Source organism: Bacillus sp. ES1-5, from assembly GCF_022487605.1.
In the GTDB taxonomy this organism is placed as follows: domain Bacteria; phylum Bacillota; class Bacilli; order Bacillales; family Bacillaceae_G; genus Bacillus_A; species Bacillus_A wiedmannii.
In genome coordinates, this window is record NZ_JAKVPU010000010.1 from 138,935 (window position 1) to 158,959 (window position 20,025).

The 20,025-nt window shown below is 34.7% G+C and carries 21 protein-coding genes; 13 read left to right on the forward strand and 8 right to left on the reverse strand.

Annotated features, from left to right (window positions below; genetic code table 11):
* Nucleotides 1-108: 108 nt before the first annotated feature.
* Both MKO96_RS24645 and MKO96_RS24650 read left to right on the forward strand, forming a co-directional pair.
* A complete protein-coding gene (locus MKO96_RS24645) occupies nt 109-1,059 on the forward strand; it encodes a DMT family transporter (RefSeq protein WP_240588975.1) in 951 nt (316 codons plus the stop codon).
* Between the two features lie 122 nt (nt 1,060-1,181).
* Entirely contained in the window at nt 1,182-1,862 is a 681-nt protein-coding gene (locus MKO96_RS24650; protein ID WP_240588976.1) for a lysoplasmalogenase, read from the forward strand.
* Nucleotides 1,863-1,917: 55 nt separating this feature from the next.
* On the opposite strand, the gene MKO96_RS24655 is transcribed toward MKO96_RS24650, so the two are convergent.
* Entirely contained in the window at nt 1,918-2,202 is a 285-nt protein-coding gene (locus MKO96_RS24655; RefSeq protein ID WP_000867040.1) for a hypothetical protein, read from the reverse strand.
* Between the two features lie 188 nt (nt 2,203-2,390).
* Between MKO96_RS24655 and lepB the strand changes: the two genes are divergently transcribed.
* Nucleotides 2,391-2,927: a signal peptidase I gene (gene lepB, locus MKO96_RS24660; RefSeq protein ID WP_240588977.1), complete on the forward strand. Its 537-nt coding sequence runs from the start codon at nt 2,391-2,393 to the stop codon at nt 2,925-2,927.
* A gap of 42 nt (nt 2,928-2,969) precedes the next feature.
* Here lepB and MKO96_RS24665 read toward each other — a convergent pair whose 3' ends face one another.
* Nucleotides 2,970-5,732: a tetratricopeptide repeat protein gene (locus MKO96_RS24665; protein WP_240588978.1), complete on the reverse strand. Its 2,763-nt coding sequence runs from the start codon at nt 5,730-5,732 to the stop codon at nt 2,970-2,972.
* A gap of 474 nt (nt 5,733-6,206) precedes the next feature.
* Here MKO96_RS24665 and MKO96_RS24670 point away from each other — a divergent pair, with 474 nt between their 5' ends.
* Complete coding sequence (locus MKO96_RS24670; protein ID WP_240588979.1) at nt 6,207-6,800, forward strand: DedA family protein; 594 nt, start codon at nt 6,207-6,209, stop codon at nt 6,798-6,800.
* An 11-nt stretch (nt 6,801-6,811) separates the two neighbouring features.
* Here the strand turns inward: MKO96_RS24670 and MKO96_RS24675 are convergent, their stop codons facing one another.
* From MKO96_RS24675 to MKO96_RS24685, 3 genes are all read right to left on the reverse strand, one after another.
* Nucleotides 6,812-7,240, reverse strand: coding sequence for an EamA family transporter (locus tag MKO96_RS24675; protein ID WP_000100307.1), 429 nt, complete (start codon nt 7,238-7,240; stop codon nt 6,812-6,814).
* Between the two features lie 144 nt (nt 7,241-7,384).
* Nucleotides 7,385-7,531, reverse strand: a complete 147-nt coding sequence (locus tag MKO96_RS24680) for a BH0509 family protein (protein ID WP_064477246.1) — start codon at nt 7,529-7,531, stop codon at nt 7,385-7,387.
* A 153-nt stretch (nt 7,532-7,684) separates the two neighbouring features.
* A complete protein-coding gene (locus MKO96_RS24685; RefSeq protein ID WP_048559739.1) occupies nt 7,685-8,101 on the reverse strand; it encodes a pyridoxamine 5'-phosphate oxidase family protein in 417 nt (138 codons plus the stop codon).
* 181 nt (nt 8,102-8,282) lie between these two features.
* Here MKO96_RS24685 and cax point away from each other — a divergent pair, with 181 nt between their 5' ends.
* Nucleotides 8,283-9,338: a calcium/proton exchanger gene (cax, locus tag MKO96_RS24690; RefSeq protein ID WP_240588980.1), complete on the forward strand. Its 1,056-nt coding sequence runs from the start codon at nt 8,283-8,285 to the stop codon at nt 9,336-9,338.
* A gap of 81 nt (nt 9,339-9,419) precedes the next feature.
* Nucleotides 9,420-10,217, forward strand: a complete 798-nt coding sequence (locus MKO96_RS24695; RefSeq protein WP_240588981.1) for a YfkD famly protein — start codon at nt 9,420-9,422, stop codon at nt 10,215-10,217.
* A gap of 117 nt (nt 10,218-10,334) precedes the next feature.
* On the opposite strand, the gene yfkAB is transcribed toward MKO96_RS24695, so the two are convergent.
* Complete coding sequence (gene yfkAB / locus MKO96_RS24700; protein WP_000156029.1) at nt 10,335-11,462, reverse strand: radical SAM/CxCxxxxC motif protein YfkAB; 1,128 nt, start codon at nt 11,460-11,462, stop codon at nt 10,335-10,337.
* 213 nt (nt 11,463-11,675) lie between these two features.
* On the opposite strand from yfkAB, the gene MKO96_RS24705 reads away from it, so the two are divergent.
* The 6 genes from MKO96_RS24705 (at nt 11,676) to truA (ending at nt 17,601) form a co-directional block, all read left to right on the forward strand.
* Complete coding sequence (locus MKO96_RS24705; protein ID WP_000513547.1) at nt 11,676-11,858, forward strand: SE1561 family protein; 183 nt, start codon at nt 11,676-11,678, stop codon at nt 11,856-11,858.
* A gap of 206 nt (nt 11,859-12,064) precedes the next feature.
* Nucleotides 12,065-13,585 (forward strand): class I fumarate hydratase, encoded by a 1,521-nt coding sequence (gene fumA, locus MKO96_RS24710; protein ID WP_240588982.1) that lies wholly within the window; start codon nt 12,065-12,067, stop codon nt 13,583-13,585.
* Between the two features lie 126 nt (nt 13,586-13,711).
* Nucleotides 13,712-14,494, forward strand: a complete 783-nt coding sequence (gene pdaA, locus MKO96_RS24715; protein WP_240588983.1) for a delta-lactam-biosynthetic de-N-acetylase — start codon at nt 13,712-13,714, stop codon at nt 14,492-14,494.
* Between the two features lie 59 nt (nt 14,495-14,553).
* The gene (locus MKO96_RS24720) at nt 14,554-15,417 is read left to right on the forward strand and encodes a DNA-3-methyladenine glycosylase family protein (RefSeq protein WP_240588984.1); all 864 of its coding nucleotides are present in this window, start codon (nt 14,554-14,556) and stop codon (nt 15,415-15,417) included.
* A 10-nt stretch (nt 15,418-15,427) separates the two neighbouring features.
* Complete coding sequence (rlmD, locus tag MKO96_RS24725; RefSeq protein ID WP_000615214.1) at nt 15,428-16,807, forward strand: 23S rRNA (uracil(1939)-C(5))-methyltransferase RlmD; 1,380 nt, start codon at nt 15,428-15,430, stop codon at nt 16,805-16,807.
* Nucleotides 16,808-16,863: 56 nt separating this feature from the next.
* Nucleotides 16,864-17,601 carry a tRNA pseudouridine(38-40) synthase TruA gene (truA, locus tag MKO96_RS24730; protein ID WP_001067305.1) on the forward strand — a complete coding sequence of 246 codons (738 nt, stop codon included), beginning with the start codon at nt 16,864-16,866 and terminating at the stop codon, nt 17,599-17,601.
* Between the two features lie 53 nt (nt 17,602-17,654).
* Here the strand turns inward: truA and MKO96_RS24735 are convergent, their stop codons facing one another.
* Nucleotides 17,655-17,852 (reverse strand): hypothetical protein, encoded by a 198-nt coding sequence (locus MKO96_RS24735; protein WP_087979322.1) that lies wholly within the window; start codon nt 17,850-17,852, stop codon nt 17,655-17,657.
* A gap of 157 nt (nt 17,853-18,009) precedes the next feature.
* Nucleotides 18,010-19,413 carry a sigma-54 interaction domain-containing protein gene (locus MKO96_RS24740; RefSeq protein ID WP_240588985.1) on the reverse strand — a complete coding sequence of 468 codons (1,404 nt, stop codon included), beginning with the start codon at nt 19,411-19,413 and terminating at the stop codon, nt 18,010-18,012.
* Between the two features lie 274 nt (nt 19,414-19,687).
* Between MKO96_RS24740 and MKO96_RS24745 the strand changes: the two genes are divergently transcribed.
* Nucleotides 19,688-19,942 carry a biotin/lipoyl-containing protein gene (locus MKO96_RS24745; RefSeq protein ID WP_000784766.1) on the forward strand — a complete coding sequence of 85 codons (255 nt, stop codon included), beginning with the start codon at nt 19,688-19,690 and terminating at the stop codon, nt 19,940-19,942.
* Nucleotides 19,943-20,025: the final 83 nt, after the last annotated feature.

Sequence of the window (20,025 nt, forward strand, 5' to 3'; positions counted from 1 at the left end):
CGTTAGATGATATGTTTTGTTTGCGTATAAACTGAAAACTTGTGTTTTCACACTTCCTTTGGTATATATGAATATTGTTCATAAAAAGATCGGAAAGGAAGACAACAAGTGAAGACAGAGAAATTTTTTACCCATCCGATTGGCGTACTAATTGCTGCAATAGTAGCGACCTTTTTATGGGGGAGCGCATTCCCATTTATTAAATTAAGTTATGCTGAACTTGGAATTCAGCCACAAGAAGTTGGGGAGCAAATATTATTTGCTGGTTATCGTTTCTTTTTATCTGGAGTCATGCTCTTATTATTCTTTAAAGTATTAGGAAAAGATATGAGCTTCAAAAAAGGAACGGGGAAGCAGTTAGTACAAATTGGTTTATTTCAAACATTTCTTCAATATATATGTTTTTATATTGGAATGAGTTATAGTTCTGGTATTGAAGGAGCTATCATTTCAGGAACATCATCATTCTTTCAAATTTTACTCGCTCACTTTTTATATAAAGATGACGCTCTCAATATGAGAAAAATAATTGGGGTCTCTATTGGCTTTTGTGGTGTCATTTTAGTAAATGTACCGAGTGATGGTAGCTTGTCATTCCATTTCGGAATCGGTAGCTTATTACTTCTTAGTGCAGCAATGTTGTATTCATATGGAAACATATTGGCGAAAGAAGGTAGCAAAACATTAGATGTTGGCTATATGACAGCATACCAAATGATTTTTGGTTCTATCGGGCTATTATGTATAGGGGCTTTGCAAGTTGGAGCCATGCCATTTACATTTAGTTTACATGCAATACTTATGCTTCTCTACTTATCTTTCTTATCCGCAGCAGGCTTTTGCATTTGGAATACAATTATGAAGTATAACAAGGTTGGAAAAGTATCAATGTACATGTTCTTTATACCCGTATTTGGTGTGTTATTATCGAGCATGATTTTAGGAGAAGCAATTCATTCATTTGTATTATTCGGTTTGGCATGTGTAGCCGCGGGAATTATCGTGGTGAATCGGACGACAGCTAAGCAGAAAAGGGCGAACGAAAAACAAGTAGCATAGATAACAGGAAAACGATTACAATGGAAGAACAGTACTGTTCTTCTTTTTTTATAGAGAAAAAGGATAATAGACTAGGTGTAACGAAAAAAGATACAAAAAGCATTTATTGAGGAGAACATGTTATGAATCTACTTTACATGGTGTTAATTGGACAAATAATTCTTTTTTTAATTGGTGCAATGTACGCAATAGGACAGACAAAAAAAACAAGAAATAATATGCCGTTACCTTTAGCGGTGCGTCTTATTCTTAGTTTTTCTTTAACAGGGAGTGCAATTTGGATATGGGTACAAGATCCATCAGTAGCGTATAGTACGTGGGTTGCACTAGGTATGACGTTATCAACTGTAGGAGATTTATTTATGGCAGGTTTGATTCCAATTGGTCATCGATTAATTGGAGGGATGATTACTTTCGCGCTTGCGCATTGTTTTTATGTAAAAGCATTTTTGCAAACAGGCATCTCATGGAATGGTTTTTGGATTGGTTTACTCGTATACGGACTCTTTCTAATTATAGGATGGTTCTTTTTTATACGAAATGATAAACAAGAAAAATTGTTTACGATAGGAGCTCTAATTTACGGATTGTGGGTTGGAGGAATGGCTTGCTTTGCATTCGCCCTATACTATGAGAATACAGGAATATGGTGGATACCGGCTTTTGGTGGTTTACTATTTGTGATTTCTGATTTTATTATAGGCGTGACAGATATTGGAGGGCGCAAATTAAAGTATGAACCACTTTGGATTTGGTTTACATATGTAGCGGCTCAAATGTGTATTGTATATGTGGGAATATAAAAAGATACTCTCAAAAATAGTGAATAGACTATTTTGAGAGTATCTTTTTTTGTTACTATGCTACGATGTTTTTTTGTTGTAGAGCAGAAAGGCTATATTCATCAGCTGCTTTATAACCTTGAGCTAATAAATCATTGATGTAAAGTTTGTTGTAAATAAAGCAGAAGACTAGGTTAGAGAATCCGAACGTAAACATGCTAGCGATTAAAATAATTAAAAACCATTTCCAATCTCCACGGAATATAGCAGGGAAGAAACCAAAGAAAAATACAGTCCAACTAAAACCAATTTTTGCTTGTTTAATTTGGCCGGTATTTTCATTTTTAAGCATAACTTTCATAGAAAAAGTCCTCCTAAGTAAATAAAAATATAAAATAATAAATGCAAGATATATTATATCAAAATAATACATTTTTTAATATTGTTATTTAAAAGTTTGTAATATTACAATTTTATAATTCAGAATTTTATGGAAATTATACAGTTGAAGTCCTTATAATAAAAGTAAAAAGATGATGAGATGGTGGAATGATGCAAAAGAAAAAACGTTTGCGTGAATTCTTTGGAACAATTGCAATTGCATGTTTGTTAGTGTTTTTAGCGAAAATTTTTGTGTTTTTTCCTACGACTGTAAAAGGAGCGTCCATGAAGCCAACGTTACAAGATGGGGATAAGGTGATTGTTAATAAGTTGGCAAAGCAATTTGAAAGTTATGAGCGAGAAGATATTATTGTTGTGAAGACAGATAATTTTTATGTGAAAAGGGTTATTGGTTTGCCTGGTGATGTCATTGAGGTGAGAAATGATCAATTATATGTGAATCATGAAGTGATACAGGAAGCGTATTTGTATAGTAATAAAAAACAAGCTGAAAAAAAACTTATGAATTTAACAGAGGACTTTGGACCGATTACAATTCCTAAAAATAAGATTTTTGTTATGGGAGATAATCGCTTAATAAGCAGAGATAGTAGAAATGGTTTAGGACTTATTGATAGAGAAGATGTATTAGGAGAATTAGCGGCAATTTATTATCCATTTGAACATATGAAAATAATGAATTAAAGTAAAAAACCAAGCAAACTGAAATTTGCTTGGTTTTTTATGTTAAATCGTAGGAGACTCATTAAATTCATAGACGTCTTCATTGTTTTTGTTTGTACTTAAAACGAATTTGTGCTGCAATAGTTGCAGTTTAAAGAATGCTAACGGATCGTGATACGTTTCTGGGTTGCTTCTTAATGTTGTTAATGTTTGCTCGTCTTCCTGTATTTCAAGTTGAGCTGCTTCTACATTTTGTTTCAATATGCTAAGTGGATCTTTAAAGAACATCATGATATCTCGTTCTAATGCGCCTTCAAATACTTCAAATTGAAGGAAGAATTGTTTTGAGATTGTTTGAGCAATCTCCGTATAGTCTTCCGTTTCAATGTATTGTTTATATTTGTTTGCGAGCATAGACTGATTTTTTTGCATGTTACCAAATAGTTTTCCAGCACTTTTTAAGAAAAATTGTGTCGGTGTAAAGCGTAATAAAATATTGATGTTCGATACTGTAATTCGATTTGTCATACGTACAACATCTCGATGCCAATCATCTAGTAATTTGAAATCGCAAGGAAGTTTCATGCGTTCTTCTTTATATAATTTATTAAACGTTTCACTCATTTCATCTAAATAAGATTGAGCTTGAATAAATTCATTATGAGCTGTTTCAATCCACTCTTGAATAGAACCAGTAAATTTAGGAAGAAGCACTTGTTGTACATGTTTTTGAACTCGTTCGTTCATCGCAGTATTTAATTCTTCATGAACTAATTTGAAGTCGCTATCTTCTTGAACAAGGTCAGAACAACTCTGTAATAATTCAGGAATTTGAGAATGGATATCTCGTGTGATTTCTTCTTTTGTTAAAAGATAAGATTCTGTAATAGAACGAATTTTATCTTTTTCAAGAGCAGTAAGGTTGTTAATAAATCCATTTAATTTAACTGAGATATGTTTATTCCAGCGTACTGATTTCACTAATGTATTTTCTAACTCCACACGTTCATTTACAAGGTATGCGATTGTTTTTTGTGTAAACCATATTAGTTTTTGTATACGTTCTTGTTCCATGTTACGCTCTGCTAGATTAGAAAGAATAGACTCTGTCACGTCCCCGAGTTGCTGGCTACTCTCTTGTGAAGGAGAGTATGGGAAGAACTGTGCATTTGGGAAATGGACTTTCATCTTACTCATTAGTTTTTCATTATTGGTCGTATTATTTGTGTGTAATACGAAATGAATTTGTAAATTTGGCACTTGTTCACGTAAATAAAGTAACGTATCAAGTTCTTCACCATGTAATGGTGAAGCAGAATTTAATACGTAAATAAGGCTATCTGCTGCTTGTAAGTATTCAAAATATGAGCTGTTTTTATCCACTTGCCCTTGAACAGGTGGCGTAACAAGAAATGCGAATTTATTTTTTCTTAAAAATCTACTTGGTAACTTAATTTCTATACATTTTTTCTCAAGTTCTGATTCGGAAGGTGTAGCCATTATTTGATGGAACTCATCAAAGTTAGGTATATTGTGTACATCTAACGCAGTGAATTCTGTTATTTCAGTTTGGCTATCATCCTTAAATAGAATAGGAGTTGTTATAGTCTCATTTAAGATGTTCTCTCCTAGTATTGAATTGATGAATGATGATTTATCATGGTCACTAGTTCCCGCTATTAGTAATTGTGTAACATTTAAATCACACAGTTCGTGAACGAGTAACGTAAATTGATGACTTAAATCCACATCGTTTTTTTCAGCCCATACAGCAATTGTTTCGAATAAATGAGAAATTGTTTCCATATTTACATTTGTTTCAGCTGTTGAATTAGAAAGTAGGGCTCCAGCACTTTTTACGAGTAATGACTCTAAAGTTGTAGGGGAAACTTCATTCCATGCTAACACTGCAGCCGAGACAAATAGGGCATCTTTTGCTCTCGTTAAACTAAACCAATTGGTTAATAAATCTGGTACAAGTCCCTGCATTTCATGCATGAAATGCTCACCAGTAATTAACTCAAAGTACGTATCTTGATAGCGTTCAACAATTTCATGCCAATCGTCATTGTTGTCTGTTTCAATATGTAAGAATAAATGATTTATTGTTTGAATCCAAGGTAGATGCAAGTTTTCATTTTGATAGCTGTTCCAAAGCGCAATAACAAGTTCTTTAAATTGGACTTGATCAATTGCATATAAAGCTTTTAAAGATTCATAGAAATATTCTGGTTTGATTTGTTTCGTGAATCCTTGATTCACATAATTGATTAAAGTATCGAACCAGTGTAATGATTTTGTTCGAATTCCTTCTTGAACGGCAAGTTCGATGGCGTTATTCCAATCTTCTTGTTTTTCATAGAATGAGCGAGCAATTGCAGTAATATTAGGATAGTCAGGTTGAAATGCAACAGCCTCACTAATCGTCTTAAATGCTAGACCTAAACGATCTTGTTCAATGTAAAGAGAAAGAAGTTGTAAGGAAACTTCCATTGTAAGAGTTGTATCTTCCGTTTGAATAGATTGATAAATCTCTTCTGCTTTTGGCAAGAATCCTAGTTCAAAATAAGAATCCGCAATATTTTTGGTTGCCCAAAGTGCAAGTTCGTTATTTACTTTCTCCCATTTAAATATCGCTGCTTCAAAGTCTTTATTTTGGTAATAAAGTTCACCTTGAGCAAAGCGGATATTAGAAATGTTGGAGAATTCATTTGTAGATTCATTTATATATGCTTCACCGAGTACTTCTGATACTGGAGTAGAAGTTTCTTCTGTTAAAAATGTTTTATAGTAAACCTTTTGGATAAATTGATTTTCAATGGTCATGTTCGTTCCCCCTGTATAATTTAGAAAAATGATGTTGTATGTAAAGGGTGTATGTTCTTTTAATAGGTAGAAGTTGCATTATATCGACCAAACTATGTTTTTGCTAGATATATCATTTTTCCTGAGAGTTAAACCGTTGCGAAAAGTAACTTTCCTTTATTGTAACAAAAAAACAAGCATATGAATTTTTATTTTTTAATCCAGCTATTTGCGGGTAGTAAGACTAGCGCTTCAAAAATCGGTGAATACAAGGGAGGTAGGCGGAAGTCGGGCGCACAATTGGTGTGTGCTAAGAATTAGTGAGGATGAGCAAATCACCACTGATTAATGGTTCACTTTCTTCCTGCTAAAGGAATGGATAGAAGTAGAGTTCATTATAAAAACAATGTATAGTGAATATGTATACCATGTTTGTCTGAAAGATAGAAAGGGCACAATGTGGAATAACGATCGTGCATAGGATGTGTTTTCCGAATGGAACAACATATTGGCGAGTTAATCGCGCATTATGGGTATTTTGGAATTATTATAGCGTTGGCCGGTGGAATTGTTGGATTACCGATACCAGACGAGTTTTTATTGACCTTCGTTGGTTATAACGTTTCTAAAGGAGTTATGTCAGGAACTGCTGCTTTTTTAAGCGGGATGGCTGGTGCGATGTTAGGTATTACATTAAGTTACATATTAGGTTTAAAACTTGGACTCCCTGTTTTAAAAAAATATGGACCGAAGATTAGAATTAAAGAACATCACATTGAAAAAACACATATTTTATTTGAAAAATATGGACCATTTCTTTTAATAATTGGTTACTTTATCCCGGGAGTACGTCATTTAACAGCATATTTTGCTGGGATGTCGAATTTAACACTTTGGCGTTTTTGTTTGTACGCTTATGGTGGTGCGCTTATTTGGATAAGTGTTTTTATTGGACTTGGCTGGAAGTTAGGAGAGAAGTGGCGTTTCGTTGAGTATAATCTACATCATTACGGAATATGGATTTTATGCATTTCAGTAGTTGTTACATGTATTGTATGGTTTTATATAAAGAAAAAGAAAAACCGCTAATAGCGGTTTTTTTAGCTGAAAGCAATAAATAATACACCAGCTGTAATAAAGACTACACCAACGCCAGTCATAAAGTTTAACTTTTCACCGAGTATAATCATCGCGAGAATGATAGAAAATACGACGCTTAATTTATCGACAGGAGCCACTTGTGAAACTTTCCCTGTTTTGAGGGCAAGAAAATAAAATAGCCATGACGAAGCACCTGCAACCCCACTTAATGTGATAAAGAGCAGTGCTTTTTTATTTAGCAGTACGTCGCCAATATTTTGAAATTTACCTTGGATAATAATAACGCCCACCATAAATAATGCCATAATAATAGAACGAACCGTTGTTGCAACATTGGCATCGATTCCATCTAAACCAATCTTTCCGAAAATAGATACAAGGGCAGCAGCAATTGCTGATAATAGTGCGAATAAGAGCCATGAACTCATAGTGAAATTCCTCCAATCTTACATTATTATACATGAAAACCATTCTCATGTATAAAGTGAAACTTTAATCAGTGGAATTTTACCGCCCTGCAAATAGCGAAATAAATCCCACCTTATATTGCTAATAAGGTGGGGATTATTATACTACTCTGCAATTTCCTCATAGAAAAAGTACGTTACATTATAAATATGTTCTACTTCATCGTCTGTCATAAACAATAGTTCATCACGCTCAATCCCTTTTTTCTTTTCAATAAACTCAATCATGTTTTTGCGTTCTTCTCTTTTCATCAATTTTAGTTCTCCCTTCAATCTGTTTTAATACAGTTTATTTAAGTTACTGCTATTATATAACAGAATCTTTAGAAAGTTCCACCTATTTTATTGTTTTTTTCAGAAGAACTTTTCGACAAAACAAGCCCCCTAAAGGGGGCTTGTTTTATTTTATAGTCGCAAAAACTCGGGCTCCGTCGTACCAGCACCATCGATGTAATAAATTGTGTCGGGATTGATCTTTATTAATACGTAATTAGGGTCTTCAGGACCAAGTAACCAGCGTTTTAAGCTATTATTCCAAAACTTGTTTTTTAATGTGGAGTCTTCCTCGATGGAAGCTAAGCCTTCAACTTCAATATAATCTTCATCTAATTTTTTTCCTTCACGTCCAAGGAGTACATGTACATTTGGATTGTTTTCGATATCTGTGATCTTTTTTGATTTCCGATCTGTTGCAACATATAACACAAAATCTTCGTGGAAAAACATCATAAAGGCACTATGAGGTTTATTTTCACGTACAGTAGATAATACACCAGTTCGTTGACCACAAATAATTGTTTCAATTTTTTCTTTTAAATGCATGCTTTTAACCCCTTTTCATAATTTATTGTTTTCTCCGTTTAAACAAGATAATTTAAATATCTTTCATACTGTTTTCTTCAATCCGACTTTTTAAACGTAATTGTGATGAAATCGGACAAGTTAGGAGAAGAATAATAATAATATCGAGGAGAAATACATACACGATGGAAGGATGAAAAGCATGTTTAATAAAATATTTCTTATCGTAGCGCTGATCGGGGTACCACTTTCTGTACTTGGAAAAACACTTCATTGGCCTCAAACAATTATGTTCGCTGTGTATTGTATTACGATTATCGCATTAGCGGGTTTTATGGGAAGGGCGACAGAAAGTTTGGCAATTGTATCTGGCCCTAGAATAGGTGGATTATTAAATGCTACTTTCGGTAATGCTGTTGAACTGATCATTTCGATTTTTGCACTTCAGGCAGGATTAATTGAAGTGGTTTTAGCCTCATTAACGGGTTCTGTACTTGGAAATTTATTATTAGTAGGAGGGCTATCTTTCTTTGTAGGAGGGCTTAAATACAAAAGACAAAGTTTTAATGTGTATGATGCAAGGCATAATTCAGCTTTATTAATCTTTGCCGTTGTAGTAGCTTTTGTTATTCCAGAGATTTTTTCAATGAAGATGGACGCTGGAAAGACGTATCAATTAAGTATCGGTGTTTCTATTATCATGATTATTATGTATATTGCTGCACTGCTATTTAAGCTCGTTACGCATCGTGGTGTATATCAACATAAAACGGATGAAGTCACTCATGAGGAAGAACCAGAGTGGTCGAAAGGTAAAGCATTACTCATTTTAGCGATAGCGACAATTGCGGTAGCTTATGTGTCAGAGGCGCTTGTGCATACATTTGAGACAGTTGCAAAATCATTTGGTTGGTCAGAATTATTTATAGGGGTTATTATCGTTGCAATTGTTGGGAATGCAGCGGAACATGCATCTGCAATTATTATGGCGTATAAAAATAAAGTAAATATTGCAGTTGAAATTGCAGTCGGTTCTACGTTACAAATTGCCATGTTTGTTGCTCCTGTATTAGTACTGCTTTCTATGTTCTTTGCACAAAGGATGCCTTTAGTATTTACAATACCAGAACTCGTTTCTATGATTACAGCTGTTTTCTTAACGATCGCAATTTCAAATGATGGAGATACAAACTGGTTTGAAGGTGGTACTTTATTAGCAGCGTATGTCATTATGGGAATTGGTTTTTATTTATTATGAAAAATAGGCATAACAATTGTATTGGGAGAAAACAATAAACAAAGTAGTATATATACCTTTACGTAGGAAGGAGCCAGACAGGTGAAACGAGTATACAGCATATGTCTTTCAACTATGGTCTCGTTTATTCTATTATTTCCTAACATAAGTTTTGCAAAGACAACGGTAGAAACAAAAATGCCTTCATCTGTATTAAATATTTCCAAAGACAATACGTTTCCAAATGATGCGCAAGATTTGCCGCGCTTACAGCCGAGTAAGTTTGCTCAAGAACTATTGAAAACAGCAAATATTAAAATTGAAAATCCGGACTTAATTCGAATGTTTAATGAAACGACAATTTCGAATGCGCCGCTTGCGGTAGGGTACCGAGCAAAGATTTATTTAGGTCAATGGGCTTTGAATTATGAATCGGTTGATACATCGATTAATTGGGAATATAAACAAGTAAATCGTAATGTGTACGATAATCGCGGAGGAGATCGCTTATATCCGCTACGCTATAAGCAAGAAACGCAAAAGACGGTTGAAGGTGATTTAACAGCAGATATGAAAAATACTGCGGATGTGAAAAAAATGATGCTTCTCAAAGCACTTGAAAAAGTACAATTGCCGCTTTCATTTAAAACGACCATTGGTTATGGTACTGGACATGAGCGTGTGTATAATATTAGTCCGAGTCAACTTGGATATTTATACGCTTATACACCAGCAGTAAATGAAAAAGGAAAAGTAACGTTTGGAGAAGTGTACCTTGTGTTAAAAGGAAATCAAAAGAGGCTTGTAGTGAAAAATATTACCTCACAAGGAATTGGAGCTGCTATTCCAATTCACGATCATTTGTATTTTAAATTCATTTCTTCTTCTCACTCGCAATAATATGAAAAAACGTCAGCTTATAAGCTGACGTTTTTATTTATCCCGCTATTTGTGGGCAATTGGTTCAACTAATAATCAGTGGGGAATGAACAAACCCCCACTGATTAAAGTTGAAATTTAAAATGTTATGTTTGCTGTTTTTGATAAGAAATCTTCTGTCGGATAGTAGCTATTTTTTACAAGAACATTTGGTCCAAGGCATTTTACTGCAGGACAGTGACAGCTTAATGATTGTGCTGTTTTTGAAGCACTCCATTTGTCATACGCTTCTTGTAGTGTGTTTGTTTGTACGTTACCTAGAAGGGGAACGTCACCGAAATCAGTTACAATAATATTTCCATCGAAAATGTTGACGTTTAAACGAGAACGACCATCTGGATCGTTACGAACCGTTACATTTTTGCTTTCTTGTAATTTCTTAAATGTGGCAATGTCTCGCTCGTCATCGCTACAAGCGTAGAAAGGTAAAGTTCCAAATAACATCCATACATTTTCATCGCGAATTTCTAGTAAATGCTCAATTGCATCACGAATTTCAGCCTTTGTTAAGATCTCTAGATTACTCGCGAAGTCACTTGGATACATCGGGTGAACTTCATGACGTTTACAGCCCATCTCTTCGACAATTTGACGATGAATATGCTCAATATGCGGTAGAGTTCTTTTGTTTAACATCGTTTCAGCTGATACGAGTACCCCTGCATCTGATAGAGCTTTACTATTTGTAATCATTCGTTCAAATAATTTTGCACGTTGTTCATAAGTAGGTTTACGTTCCATCATTGCAAATCCACCTTCAACGAAGTCATCAATTGTTCCCCAGTTATGGGATATATGCAATACGTCTAAATAAGGAATAATTTGTTCGTAACGTGCTAAATCTATAGTTAAGTTTGAGTTGATTTGAGTGCGAACGCCTCGTTCATGGGCGTATTTTAAGAGCGGTGTTACATAGTTGTCGACGGATTTCTTTGAAAGCATTGGTTCTCCGCCAGTAATACTTAAAGAACGTAAATGAGGAATCTCATCTAATCGTTTTAATAAAAGCTCCATCGGAAGCGGATTTGGATCTTTCGGCTGTAATGTGTAACCAACAGCACAATGCTCGCAACGCATATTGCATAACGTTGTCGTTGTAAACTCAACGTTTGTTAATAGTAGTTTGCCGTACTCTTCAAGGTCCATATACGCTTCCCATGGATCGTAAGAAGGAGTAATCGGCTTCATTTTTTGTGATATCGTCATATGAAATACTCCTTTGACTATTGAAATAACAATTTGTCCATTCTCTATAATAGAAGAATATGTACTTTTTATAAAGTGAAACTTTTTTGTGAAAAAAGAGAGAGGGCTTACATTTGAATGAATGACTGTGACAAAATTGATGAAATTTCATGCCCATAGCAATCATTTTTGCGGTATAATAAAAGCAACTCGAATTAAAAGGAGAGTGCCTTCATGGGAAAAGCAATTGAAGATAAAGATTCACAACTAGTATATTTAAAAGAACGTTTAAATATGTTCATTGAAGTAATTGATACAATTGAACCTGAAGAAGTAGAGTTAGAGGATGTAGATCGTCTTCTTGCGATGTTAGATGAATTAGAATTAAAATGTGAGCAATTTAAAAAAGACGAATAATATATTAAAAAGGCTGCCAATGCAAAATTGGCAGCCTTTTTCTGTATGGATAATAGAAGGACGGTAGAAAAAAAGGTATAATCAAGTTGTGAAAAATTTCATTTATGCTTTAATAGCGTGAAACAAATAAAAAGCTGAGGAGCATAACAATGGAATTTTCAGCTCATAACGTTTTGGTAGCGTTCACAATTGAGGGGGAAGTAACAATGGAAAAGCTTCAAGAAAGCATGTATCAACTAATTGTTGAAACGTCAACGAACTTACCGAAAGATGTTCGTCGTGCAATTCAACAAGCGAAAGAACGAGAAAATGCAGGGACTCGTTCTGCGATGGCACTTGGCACAATTACGAATAATATTAAAATGGCTGATGATAACGTCTCGCCAATTTGCCAAGATACAGGGATGCCAACGTTTAAAATTTATACACCAGTTGGTGTGAATCAATTAAAGTTGAAGGAAGCTATCTATAATGCGCTTGAGCGGGCGACAAAAGATGGTAAACTTCGTCCCAATTCTGTTGATTCTCTTTTTGGAGACAATAGTGGAAATAATTTAGGACCAGGTACACCGGTTATTAAGTTTGAACAATGGGAAAAAGATTATATTGATGCACGCTTAATTCTAAAGGGTGGTGGCTGTGAGAATAAAAATATTCAGTATAGCTTACCGTGTGAATTAGAAGGACTTGGACGCGCTGGCCGTGATTTAGAAGGGATTCGTAAATGCCTTCTTCATGCTGTATATCAAGCGCAAGGTCAAGGCTGTAGTGCAGGTGTAATTGGTGTTGGTATCGGGGGAGACCGCACATCAGGTTACGAATTAGCAAAAAATCAATTATTCCGTACATTAGATGATGTCAATCCAGTACCAGAGTTACAAAAACTTGAAGAGTACGTATTAGAAAATGCGAATAAGCTTGGCATTGGTACGATGGGGTTTGGTGGAGAAACAACTTTACTTGGTTGTAAAATTGGCGTGTATAATCGTCTGCCAGCTAGTTTCTACGTATCTGTTGCGTATAATTGCTGGGCATATCGCCGTCTTGGCGTAACAATCCATCCTGAAACAGGTGAAATTATGGATTGGCTATATCAAGAAGGTGAGGATACACTTCAGCAAGAAGCGCAAGAAAAAACAGAGCAACGTGAGATTGTATTACAAGCACCAATTACAGAAGAGCAAATTCGTGAACTTCGCGTTGGTGATGTTGTAACAATTAATGGCATGATGTATACAGGTCGTGACGCAATCCATAAGCATTTAATGGATAACGATTGTCCAGTAGATTTAAAAGGACAAGTTATTTATCACTGTGGTCCAGTTGTCGTGAAAGATGAAAATGAAAACTGGCAAATTAAAGCGGCAGGTCCAACGACAAGTATTCGTGAAGAACCGTACCAAGGCGATATTATGAAGAAATTCGGTATTCGCGCTGTCATTGGAAAAGGTGGTATGGGTGCGAAAACATTAACGGCTTTAGAAGAGCACGGTGGTGTATATTTAAATGCAATTGGCGGTGCAGCGCAATATTATGCTGAATGTATTAAAGAAGTAAAAGATGTTGATTTCTTACAATTTGGTATTCCAGAGGCAATGTGGCATTTACGTATCGAAGGATTTAAAGCAGTTGTAACGATGGATTCTCATGGTAATAGCTTACATGCAGATGTTGATAAAACATCACTTGAAAAATTAGCTAGCTTTAAAGAGCCAGTATTTAAGTAAACAAAAATGCATCTCGAAGGATTCGAGATGCATTTTTTTGGTATATATAGAAAAACATGTTCAGCATGAAAGAATGAACGACAACAGAAACTACAAGTACGATTATATATGGAAAGGAGACTATTTATGAAATATAAATGGTTATATATCGGTCTCATTTTTTCAATTATGATGGCACTTGTTCCAGTTTCAGCATTAGCTTATACAAATACTCCACATAACTGGGGAATCCCGCGTCCTAAAAATGAAACAGTACCAGATGCAGGGAAGCTATATACAGAATTACTACAAAAAAATGGCGGTTTTTATTTAGGGGACACGGAGAAAAAAGATATTTATTTAACATTTGATAATGGATATGAGAATGGATACACAGGGAAAATCTTAGACGTATTAAAAGAGAAAAAAGTACCAGCAACTTTCTTTGTAACGGGTCATTATATTAAAACACAAAAAGATTTGTTATTAAGAATGAAGGATGAAGGACATATTATTGGAAACCATTCGTGGAGTCATCCTGATTTTACAACGGTAGATGATGCGAAACTTCGTGAAGAATTAACGAGTGTAACGGAAGAGATTAAAAAAGTAACTGGGCAAAAAGAAGTAAAATATGTACGTCCGCCGCGCGGCGTATTTAGTGAAAGAACATTGGCTCTTACGAAAGAAATGGGCTATTATAATGTATTTTGGTCACTTGCATTTTTGGATTGGAAAGTGGACGAGCAAAGAGGATGGCAATATGCACATAATAATGTAATGACGATGATTCATCCAGGATCTGTTTTATTACTTCATGCAATATCAAAAGATAATGCAGAAGCACTTGCGAAAATCATTGATGATTTGCGCGAGAAAGGGTATCATTTTAAAAGTCTAGATGACTTAGTAAAAAGCAATCAACCGTAAGCATGTATGCTTGCGGTTTTCTCATGCTATAATGATGTGTAAAAAGGATGGGGAAACGTATGTGGAGCGAACATGTTACGTTAGAGTATCCGTATCATTTTGAAGAAGTATTAAAACGTTTATCTTTTGATCCTCTTAACGTCATTCAATTAGATGAGAAAGTCATTTATGTCCCGCTTTGTATAGACGAGGAGCAGATTGTTGTTCGCTTGCAAGGGATTGGTACTGTTCAAAATCCACAGTTTTGGATCTCTAGTCAGGCAGGAGATCAAGAGAAAGTCATGAAACGAATGAGGGCCATTTTTCATTGGAATGAACCGTTTCAAGATATACAAAATCATTTTTTAAACACATCATTACGTCCACTATTTGAAACATATGCTTATACTCCAATTATTTTAGAGTTTGATTATTTTGCTTGTCTTCTTCGCTGTACCATTCATCAACAAATAAATTTGAAATTTGCTACTGTGTTAACAGAACAGTTTGTGAAACGATATGGAACAGAGAAGAACGGTGTATTCTTTTTCCCCACTCCAAAAATAGTAGCAAATATTTCAATAGAGGAATTGAGAGAGCAGAAGTTTAGTCAGCGAAAGGCTGAATATATAGTAGGGTTAGGTCGAAGTATTGTCAGCGGTACATTAAATTTAGCGAGTATAGAAACCAGGGCGGATGAAGAGGTTTCCGCACAATTGTTACCAATTAGGGGGATTGGTACATGGACAGTGCAAAATTTTTTAATGTTTGGGCTTGGACGGAAAAATATGTTTCCGAAAGCGGACATTGGGATTCAGCGTGCAGTGCAAGGTGTATTTCAATTAGATGATAAACCTGATGATGCATTTTTAGAAAAAGTGAAACAAGAGTGTGAACCATACTGCAGTTATGCAGCGTTATATTTATGGAAAAGTATAGAGTAGAGGTGTAATAATGATACAAAAGCAACATGAGAGTAAGTTGGAAGTTGGTCAAACGTTTCCTGTGACAATTAAACGTCTTGGGATTAACGGAGAAGGCGTTGGTTATTTTAAGAGACAAGTTGTTTTCATTCCAGGGGCATTACCAGGAGAAGAAGTTGTTGCTGAAACAACGAAAATTCAGCGTGGCTTCGCTGAAGCGAAAGTGAAAAAAGTTCGTAAAGCTTCACCACATCGTGTGAAAGCACCATGTCCGGTATATGAAGAGTGTGGCGGTTGTCAGCTGCAGCATTTAGATTATAAAGAACAATTAAATCAAAAGCGTGATATCGTTGTACAAGCATTTGAGAAGTATATGAACAACAGTTTGGAAGAAAAAATTCGTCCAACGCTTGGTATGGAAAACCCATGGCATTATCGTAATAAGAGTCAATTACAAGTGGGACGTAAAGACGAAAAGGTTATTACAGGGCTGTATAAGCAAAACTCACATCAGCTAATTGATATTGCTCACTGTATGATTCAACATAAAGCAACGAATGAAGCGACAAAAGTTGTAAGACGTATATTAGAAAAATTAAATGTTTCTATTTACAATGAGAAAAAACAAAAAGGTTTAGTACGCACAATTGTGACACGTACTGCAGTTCAAACAGGGGAAGTACAAGTTACACTTATTACAACAAAAGAAGAATTACCAAATAAAGATCAATTTATCGCAGAAGTACAAAAACAGATGCCAGCTGTTAAATCAATTATGCAAAACGTAAACTGGCGTAAAACATCTGTTATTTTCGGTGATAAAACATTTAAATTAGCTGGAAAAGAAGTAATTCAAGAAACACTAGGTGATTTATCATTTGAATTATCAGCACGTGCATTCTTCCAGTTAAATCCAGAACAAACAGTTGTTTTATACGATGAAGCGAAAAAAGCAGCTGCTTTAACAGGCGATGAGAAAATTGTAGATGCGTATTGTGGTGTTGGTACAATCGGTCTGTGGCTTGCAAATGATGCAGCGGAAGTACGTGGTATGGATGTAATTCCAGAAGCGATTGAAGATGCAAGAAAAAATGCGAAGCGTCACGGATTTACAAATACGAAATATGAAGCAGGTAAAGCTGAACAATGGTTACCGAAATGGGTAAAAGAAGGATGGCGTCCAGATGTAATTGTTGTCGATCCACCTCGTACAGGTTGCGATGATAAATTACTGGAAACAATTTTAAAAGTGAAACCAAAACAAGTTGTTTACGTATCTTGTAATCCTTCTTCATTAGCACGTGATGTACAAGCATTAATGAAGAGTTATGAAGTGGAATATGTACAACCAGTTGATATGTTCCCACATACGGCCCATGTAGAAAATGTAGTGAAGCTTGTTAGAAAGTAAAGTGTATTCATATTCCCTCACGATATGAGGGAATATTTTCTATGAAGGAGAGTAAAATGAATAATTATAAATTAACGATTCAGTACGATGGTGCACGTTTTAAAGGATGGCAACGTCTCGGTAATAACGATAATACAATTCAAGGAAAAATCGAGAGTGTCATATCTGAAATGATCGGAAAAGAAATTGAAATTATCGGTTGTAGTAGAACAGATGCGGGTGTACATGCTTTGAATCAAGTTGCTAACTTTCAAAGTGATGAGAAGTTAGTGGAACATAAAGTGAAAAAATATTTAAATCAATATTTACCCAACGATATTAGCATTACGAGTGTAGAAGAAGTACAAGATCGCTTCCATGCTCGTTACAATTCTAAAGCAAAAACATATCTTTATAAAATTTGGAATGAAGAGCATACAAATCCATTTATGCGTAAATACAGCATGCATGTGAATAAAAAATTAAATGTGAAAAGCATGAAAGAAGCTGCGAAACATTTAGTTGGTTCACATGACTTTACTGCTTTTTCAAATGCGAAATCAAAGAAAAAGTCTATGGTTCGAGAAGTATATACACTTGAAGTGATGGAAGAAGCAGGATTTGTACAAATTAGAGTAAGTGGTAACGGATTCCTTCATAACATGGTACGAAAAATTGTTGGAGCATTAATTGAAGTTGGATTAGGACAATTAGATGCGGACGCAATCCCAAATATTTTAGAGGAAAAACAACGTAATCAAATTAATTGTCTTGCAGAGGCGAGTGGTTTGTATTTGGAGAATGTTGAATTTTAATAAACAGTAAAAAAATCGAGCTGTGTAAGCTCGATTTTTTTATTGTTTTGGCATTAAGAAGATTTTTCTTTCTTCATACGTATCTTCAAATTCCAAAAAGCAGCAAGCATAATAGCTGCAAAGGAGCCGCTAATTGTTGCTAATAGTTTTGCATAAGAATAAGCATTCATATCAACTAGTAACATCATACATACAATGGTAGGGAAGAAGGCTAAGTATTGTAATAACTTTAATTTGTTATCATTACTCATATATATCGTTCCTTTCTAGTATGTTATATGTTCATTGTAGCATATTTTTCCAATTTATATTTACACTTGGAAGCAGATTTATCCTGCATTAACAGGCAATAAAAGTCCAATTGGTGAGGGTGAACAAAACCTCCACAGATTAAAGCTTCACTTCATTTCATATGTGTAAATGCAATTTTTTAATTCGATATTGTAAGTTTTGCCTACTTAATCCTAAAAACTTTGCAGCCTGTGAGATATTACCGTGATACTCTGTCAGAATTTGATTAATGTAGTTCTTCTCCATTGCCTCTATTGTGTGCTTTAACGTTTTAGGTGCATCAGCATCGTTATTAGTTAGGGAAGGTTGCATATTGAATTCTTTTTTTATTTGTTCACGAAAGCGAGTGGGAAGATGAAACGCTGTAATGATATTTTCATCCTCGACTAAATTCATCGAACCTTCAATGATATGTTCCAATTCTCGTACGTTTCCAGGCCAATCATATGCATACAAGAATTCTCTTACATGTACATCTAAATCTGTTACGCCAAGTCCAAATTGAATGTTGTACTTTTCGATAAAGTGCTGCACAAGATCAGGAATATCTTCTTTTCGTTCACGTAAAGGCGGGAGACATAAAGTAACGACGCTTAATCGGTAATATAAGTCTTCCCGTAATCGATTGTGTGTAATAGCTTCAAGAGGATCTTCATTAATAGTTGCTATAATACGAACATCAATTTCTTTTTCTTGTGTGCCTCCGATTCTTCGTATTGTTTTTTCTTGTATAGCTCGTAGCAACTTCGCTTGAAGTGCTGGACTTAATGAGTTGATCTCATCTAATAACAAAGTTCCTCCATTTGCTTCTTCAAATAAACCAGCTTTATCGATAGCTCCTGTAAATGCACCTCGGTTCGTACCAAATAATAAGCTTTCCATGAGTGTATCAGGTATAGCGGCACAGTTTTGTGAAATAAATGGTTTTGTTGAACGTTGACTTTCATTATGGATACTTTGTGCAAATAGTTCTTTACCGGTCCCTGTTTCTCCTACGAGAAGTATGGATGAGGATGTACGAATTACTCTCTTTGCTTCTGTAATGACAGATTGAAGAGCATTAGAATCACCGATTATGTGATCAAAGGTAAATTTATTATTTTGTTTTCGAGAAAGGTTCGTTTTCATTGTTTGTTTGAAATGGCTAATCTCTGTTGAAATTTCAATAGCGCCTTTAATTTTTCCGTTTTCTATTATAGGGAAAGTATTGTTAATCGTTGTAATTTCTTGCCCTTTATTGTTAAAATACGTTTGTTTTATATTTTTGTTTGTTTTTCCTAATTTTAATGCCTCTATAAGAGTACTATTTTTATTTTCTTCAAATGCGAATACTTCTAAAGGACTTTTATATAGCACATCTGAGCGTTCCATTGATTCAATTTCCATCATTTTGCGGTTATAGATAATCGTTTTACTTTCCTCATTAATAATATGAATCCCGATATCGAGCTCATTGAGTAAAGTTTCATATAGCATATTCATTTCAATGATCTGTTTAAAATTAATTTCTTCTGTACGCATAGATTATCTTCTCCTCATTTCACCCTATGAAGACTGACTTTTTATAATTTTATTAAAATTCTTATAAAATCGCAAAATTTTTTTGCTATTTTCCCTTTAAAACTTCTCAAATGATAGAAAAATTTTGCGGTTATGACGATTTTTTTTTGAGAAACCTTCATTTTAAATAGGAATTGGAGATTGGTACGCATTTTGCATAAATAATAGTTGAAATCTCTAAAGGAGGGATATGCAACGTTTCAGTACCAATTAATAAGAAGGAGGAGTTTATAAAGTGAAGATGGTTATAGAAGGCGTGTATAGTCCTTGTTACGGGAAAGTAGAGAAGTTATTTGTTACGGAAAGTTCTTACGTATACGAGTGGGAGAAATTAGCGTTAATTGAAACAATAGATAAACAGAAAGTAGAAATTAAAGTAGGAATCAGTGGATATATCGAATCATTAGAAGTAGTAGAAGGACAAGCTATCGCTGATAAAAAGTTATTAATAACAGTGAGGGATGATCTTTTAATAACAGGTAGTGATTGATACTATGTATTTTGCTCTTTTCAATAATTATTCTTATTATGAATAATTTTAAAAACGCTTACATGAAATAGGTTTCCAAAGGG

Excerpts from the sequence above, each read along its gene's own strand:
- lepB (WP_240588977.1), top strand. The coding sequence starts at position 2,391 with ATGATGCAAAAGAAAAAACGTTTGCGTGAATTCTTTGGAACAATTGCA.
- cax (WP_240588980.1), top strand. The coding sequence starts at position 8,283 with ATGTTTAATAAAATATTTCTTATCGTAGCGCTGATCGGGGTACCACTT.
- fumA (WP_240588982.1), top strand. The coding sequence starts at position 12,065 with ATGGAAAAGCTTCAAGAAAGCATGTATCAACTAATTGTTGAAACGTCA.
- MKO96_RS24680 (WP_064477246.1), bottom strand. The coding sequence starts at position 7,531 with ATGAAAAGAGAAGAACGCAAAAACATGATTGAGTTTATTGAAAAGAAA.
- yfkAB (WP_000156029.1), bottom strand. The coding sequence starts at position 11,462 with ATGACGATATCACAAAAAATGAAGCCGATTACTCCTTCTTACGATCCA.
- pdaA (WP_240588983.1), top strand. The coding sequence starts at position 13,712 with ATGAAATATAAATGGTTATATATCGGTCTCATTTTTTCAATTATGATG.
- MKO96_RS24650 (WP_240588976.1), top strand. The coding sequence starts at position 1,182 with ATGAATCTACTTTACATGGTGTTAATTGGACAAATAATTCTTTTTTTA.
- truA (WP_001067305.1), top strand. The coding sequence starts at position 16,864 with ATGAATAATTATAAATTAACGATTCAGTACGATGGTGCACGTTTTAAA.
- MKO96_RS24655 (WP_000867040.1), bottom strand. The coding sequence starts at position 2,202 with ATGAAAGTTATGCTTAAAAATGAAAATACCGGCCAAATTAAACAAGCA.
- MKO96_RS24685 (WP_048559739.1), bottom strand. The coding sequence starts at position 8,101 with ATGCATTTAAAAGAAAAAATTGAAACAATTATTTGTGGTCAACGAACT.
- MKO96_RS24675 (WP_000100307.1), bottom strand. The coding sequence starts at position 7,240 with ATGAGTTCATGGCTCTTATTCGCACTATTATCAGCAATTGCTGCTGCC.
- MKO96_RS24665 (WP_240588978.1), bottom strand. The coding sequence starts at position 5,732 with ATGACCATTGAAAATCAATTTATCCAAAAGGTTTACTATAAAACATTT.
- rlmD (WP_000615214.1), top strand. The coding sequence starts at position 15,428 with ATGATACAAAAGCAACATGAGAGTAAGTTGGAAGTTGGTCAAACGTTT.
- MKO96_RS24735 (WP_087979322.1), bottom strand. The coding sequence starts at position 17,852 with ATGAGTAATGATAACAAATTAAAGTTATTACAATACTTAGCCTTCTTC.
- MKO96_RS24670 (WP_240588979.1), top strand. The coding sequence starts at position 6,207 with ATGGAACAACATATTGGCGAGTTAATCGCGCATTATGGGTATTTTGGA.
- MKO96_RS24720 (WP_240588984.1), top strand. The coding sequence starts at position 14,554 with ATGTGGAGCGAACATGTTACGTTAGAGTATCCGTATCATTTTGAAGAA.
- MKO96_RS24740 (WP_240588985.1), bottom strand. The coding sequence starts at position 19,413 with ATGCGTACAGAAGAAATTAATTTTAAACAGATCATTGAAATGAATATG.
- MKO96_RS24705 (WP_000513547.1), top strand. The coding sequence starts at position 11,676 with ATGGGAAAAGCAATTGAAGATAAAGATTCACAACTAGTATATTTAAAA.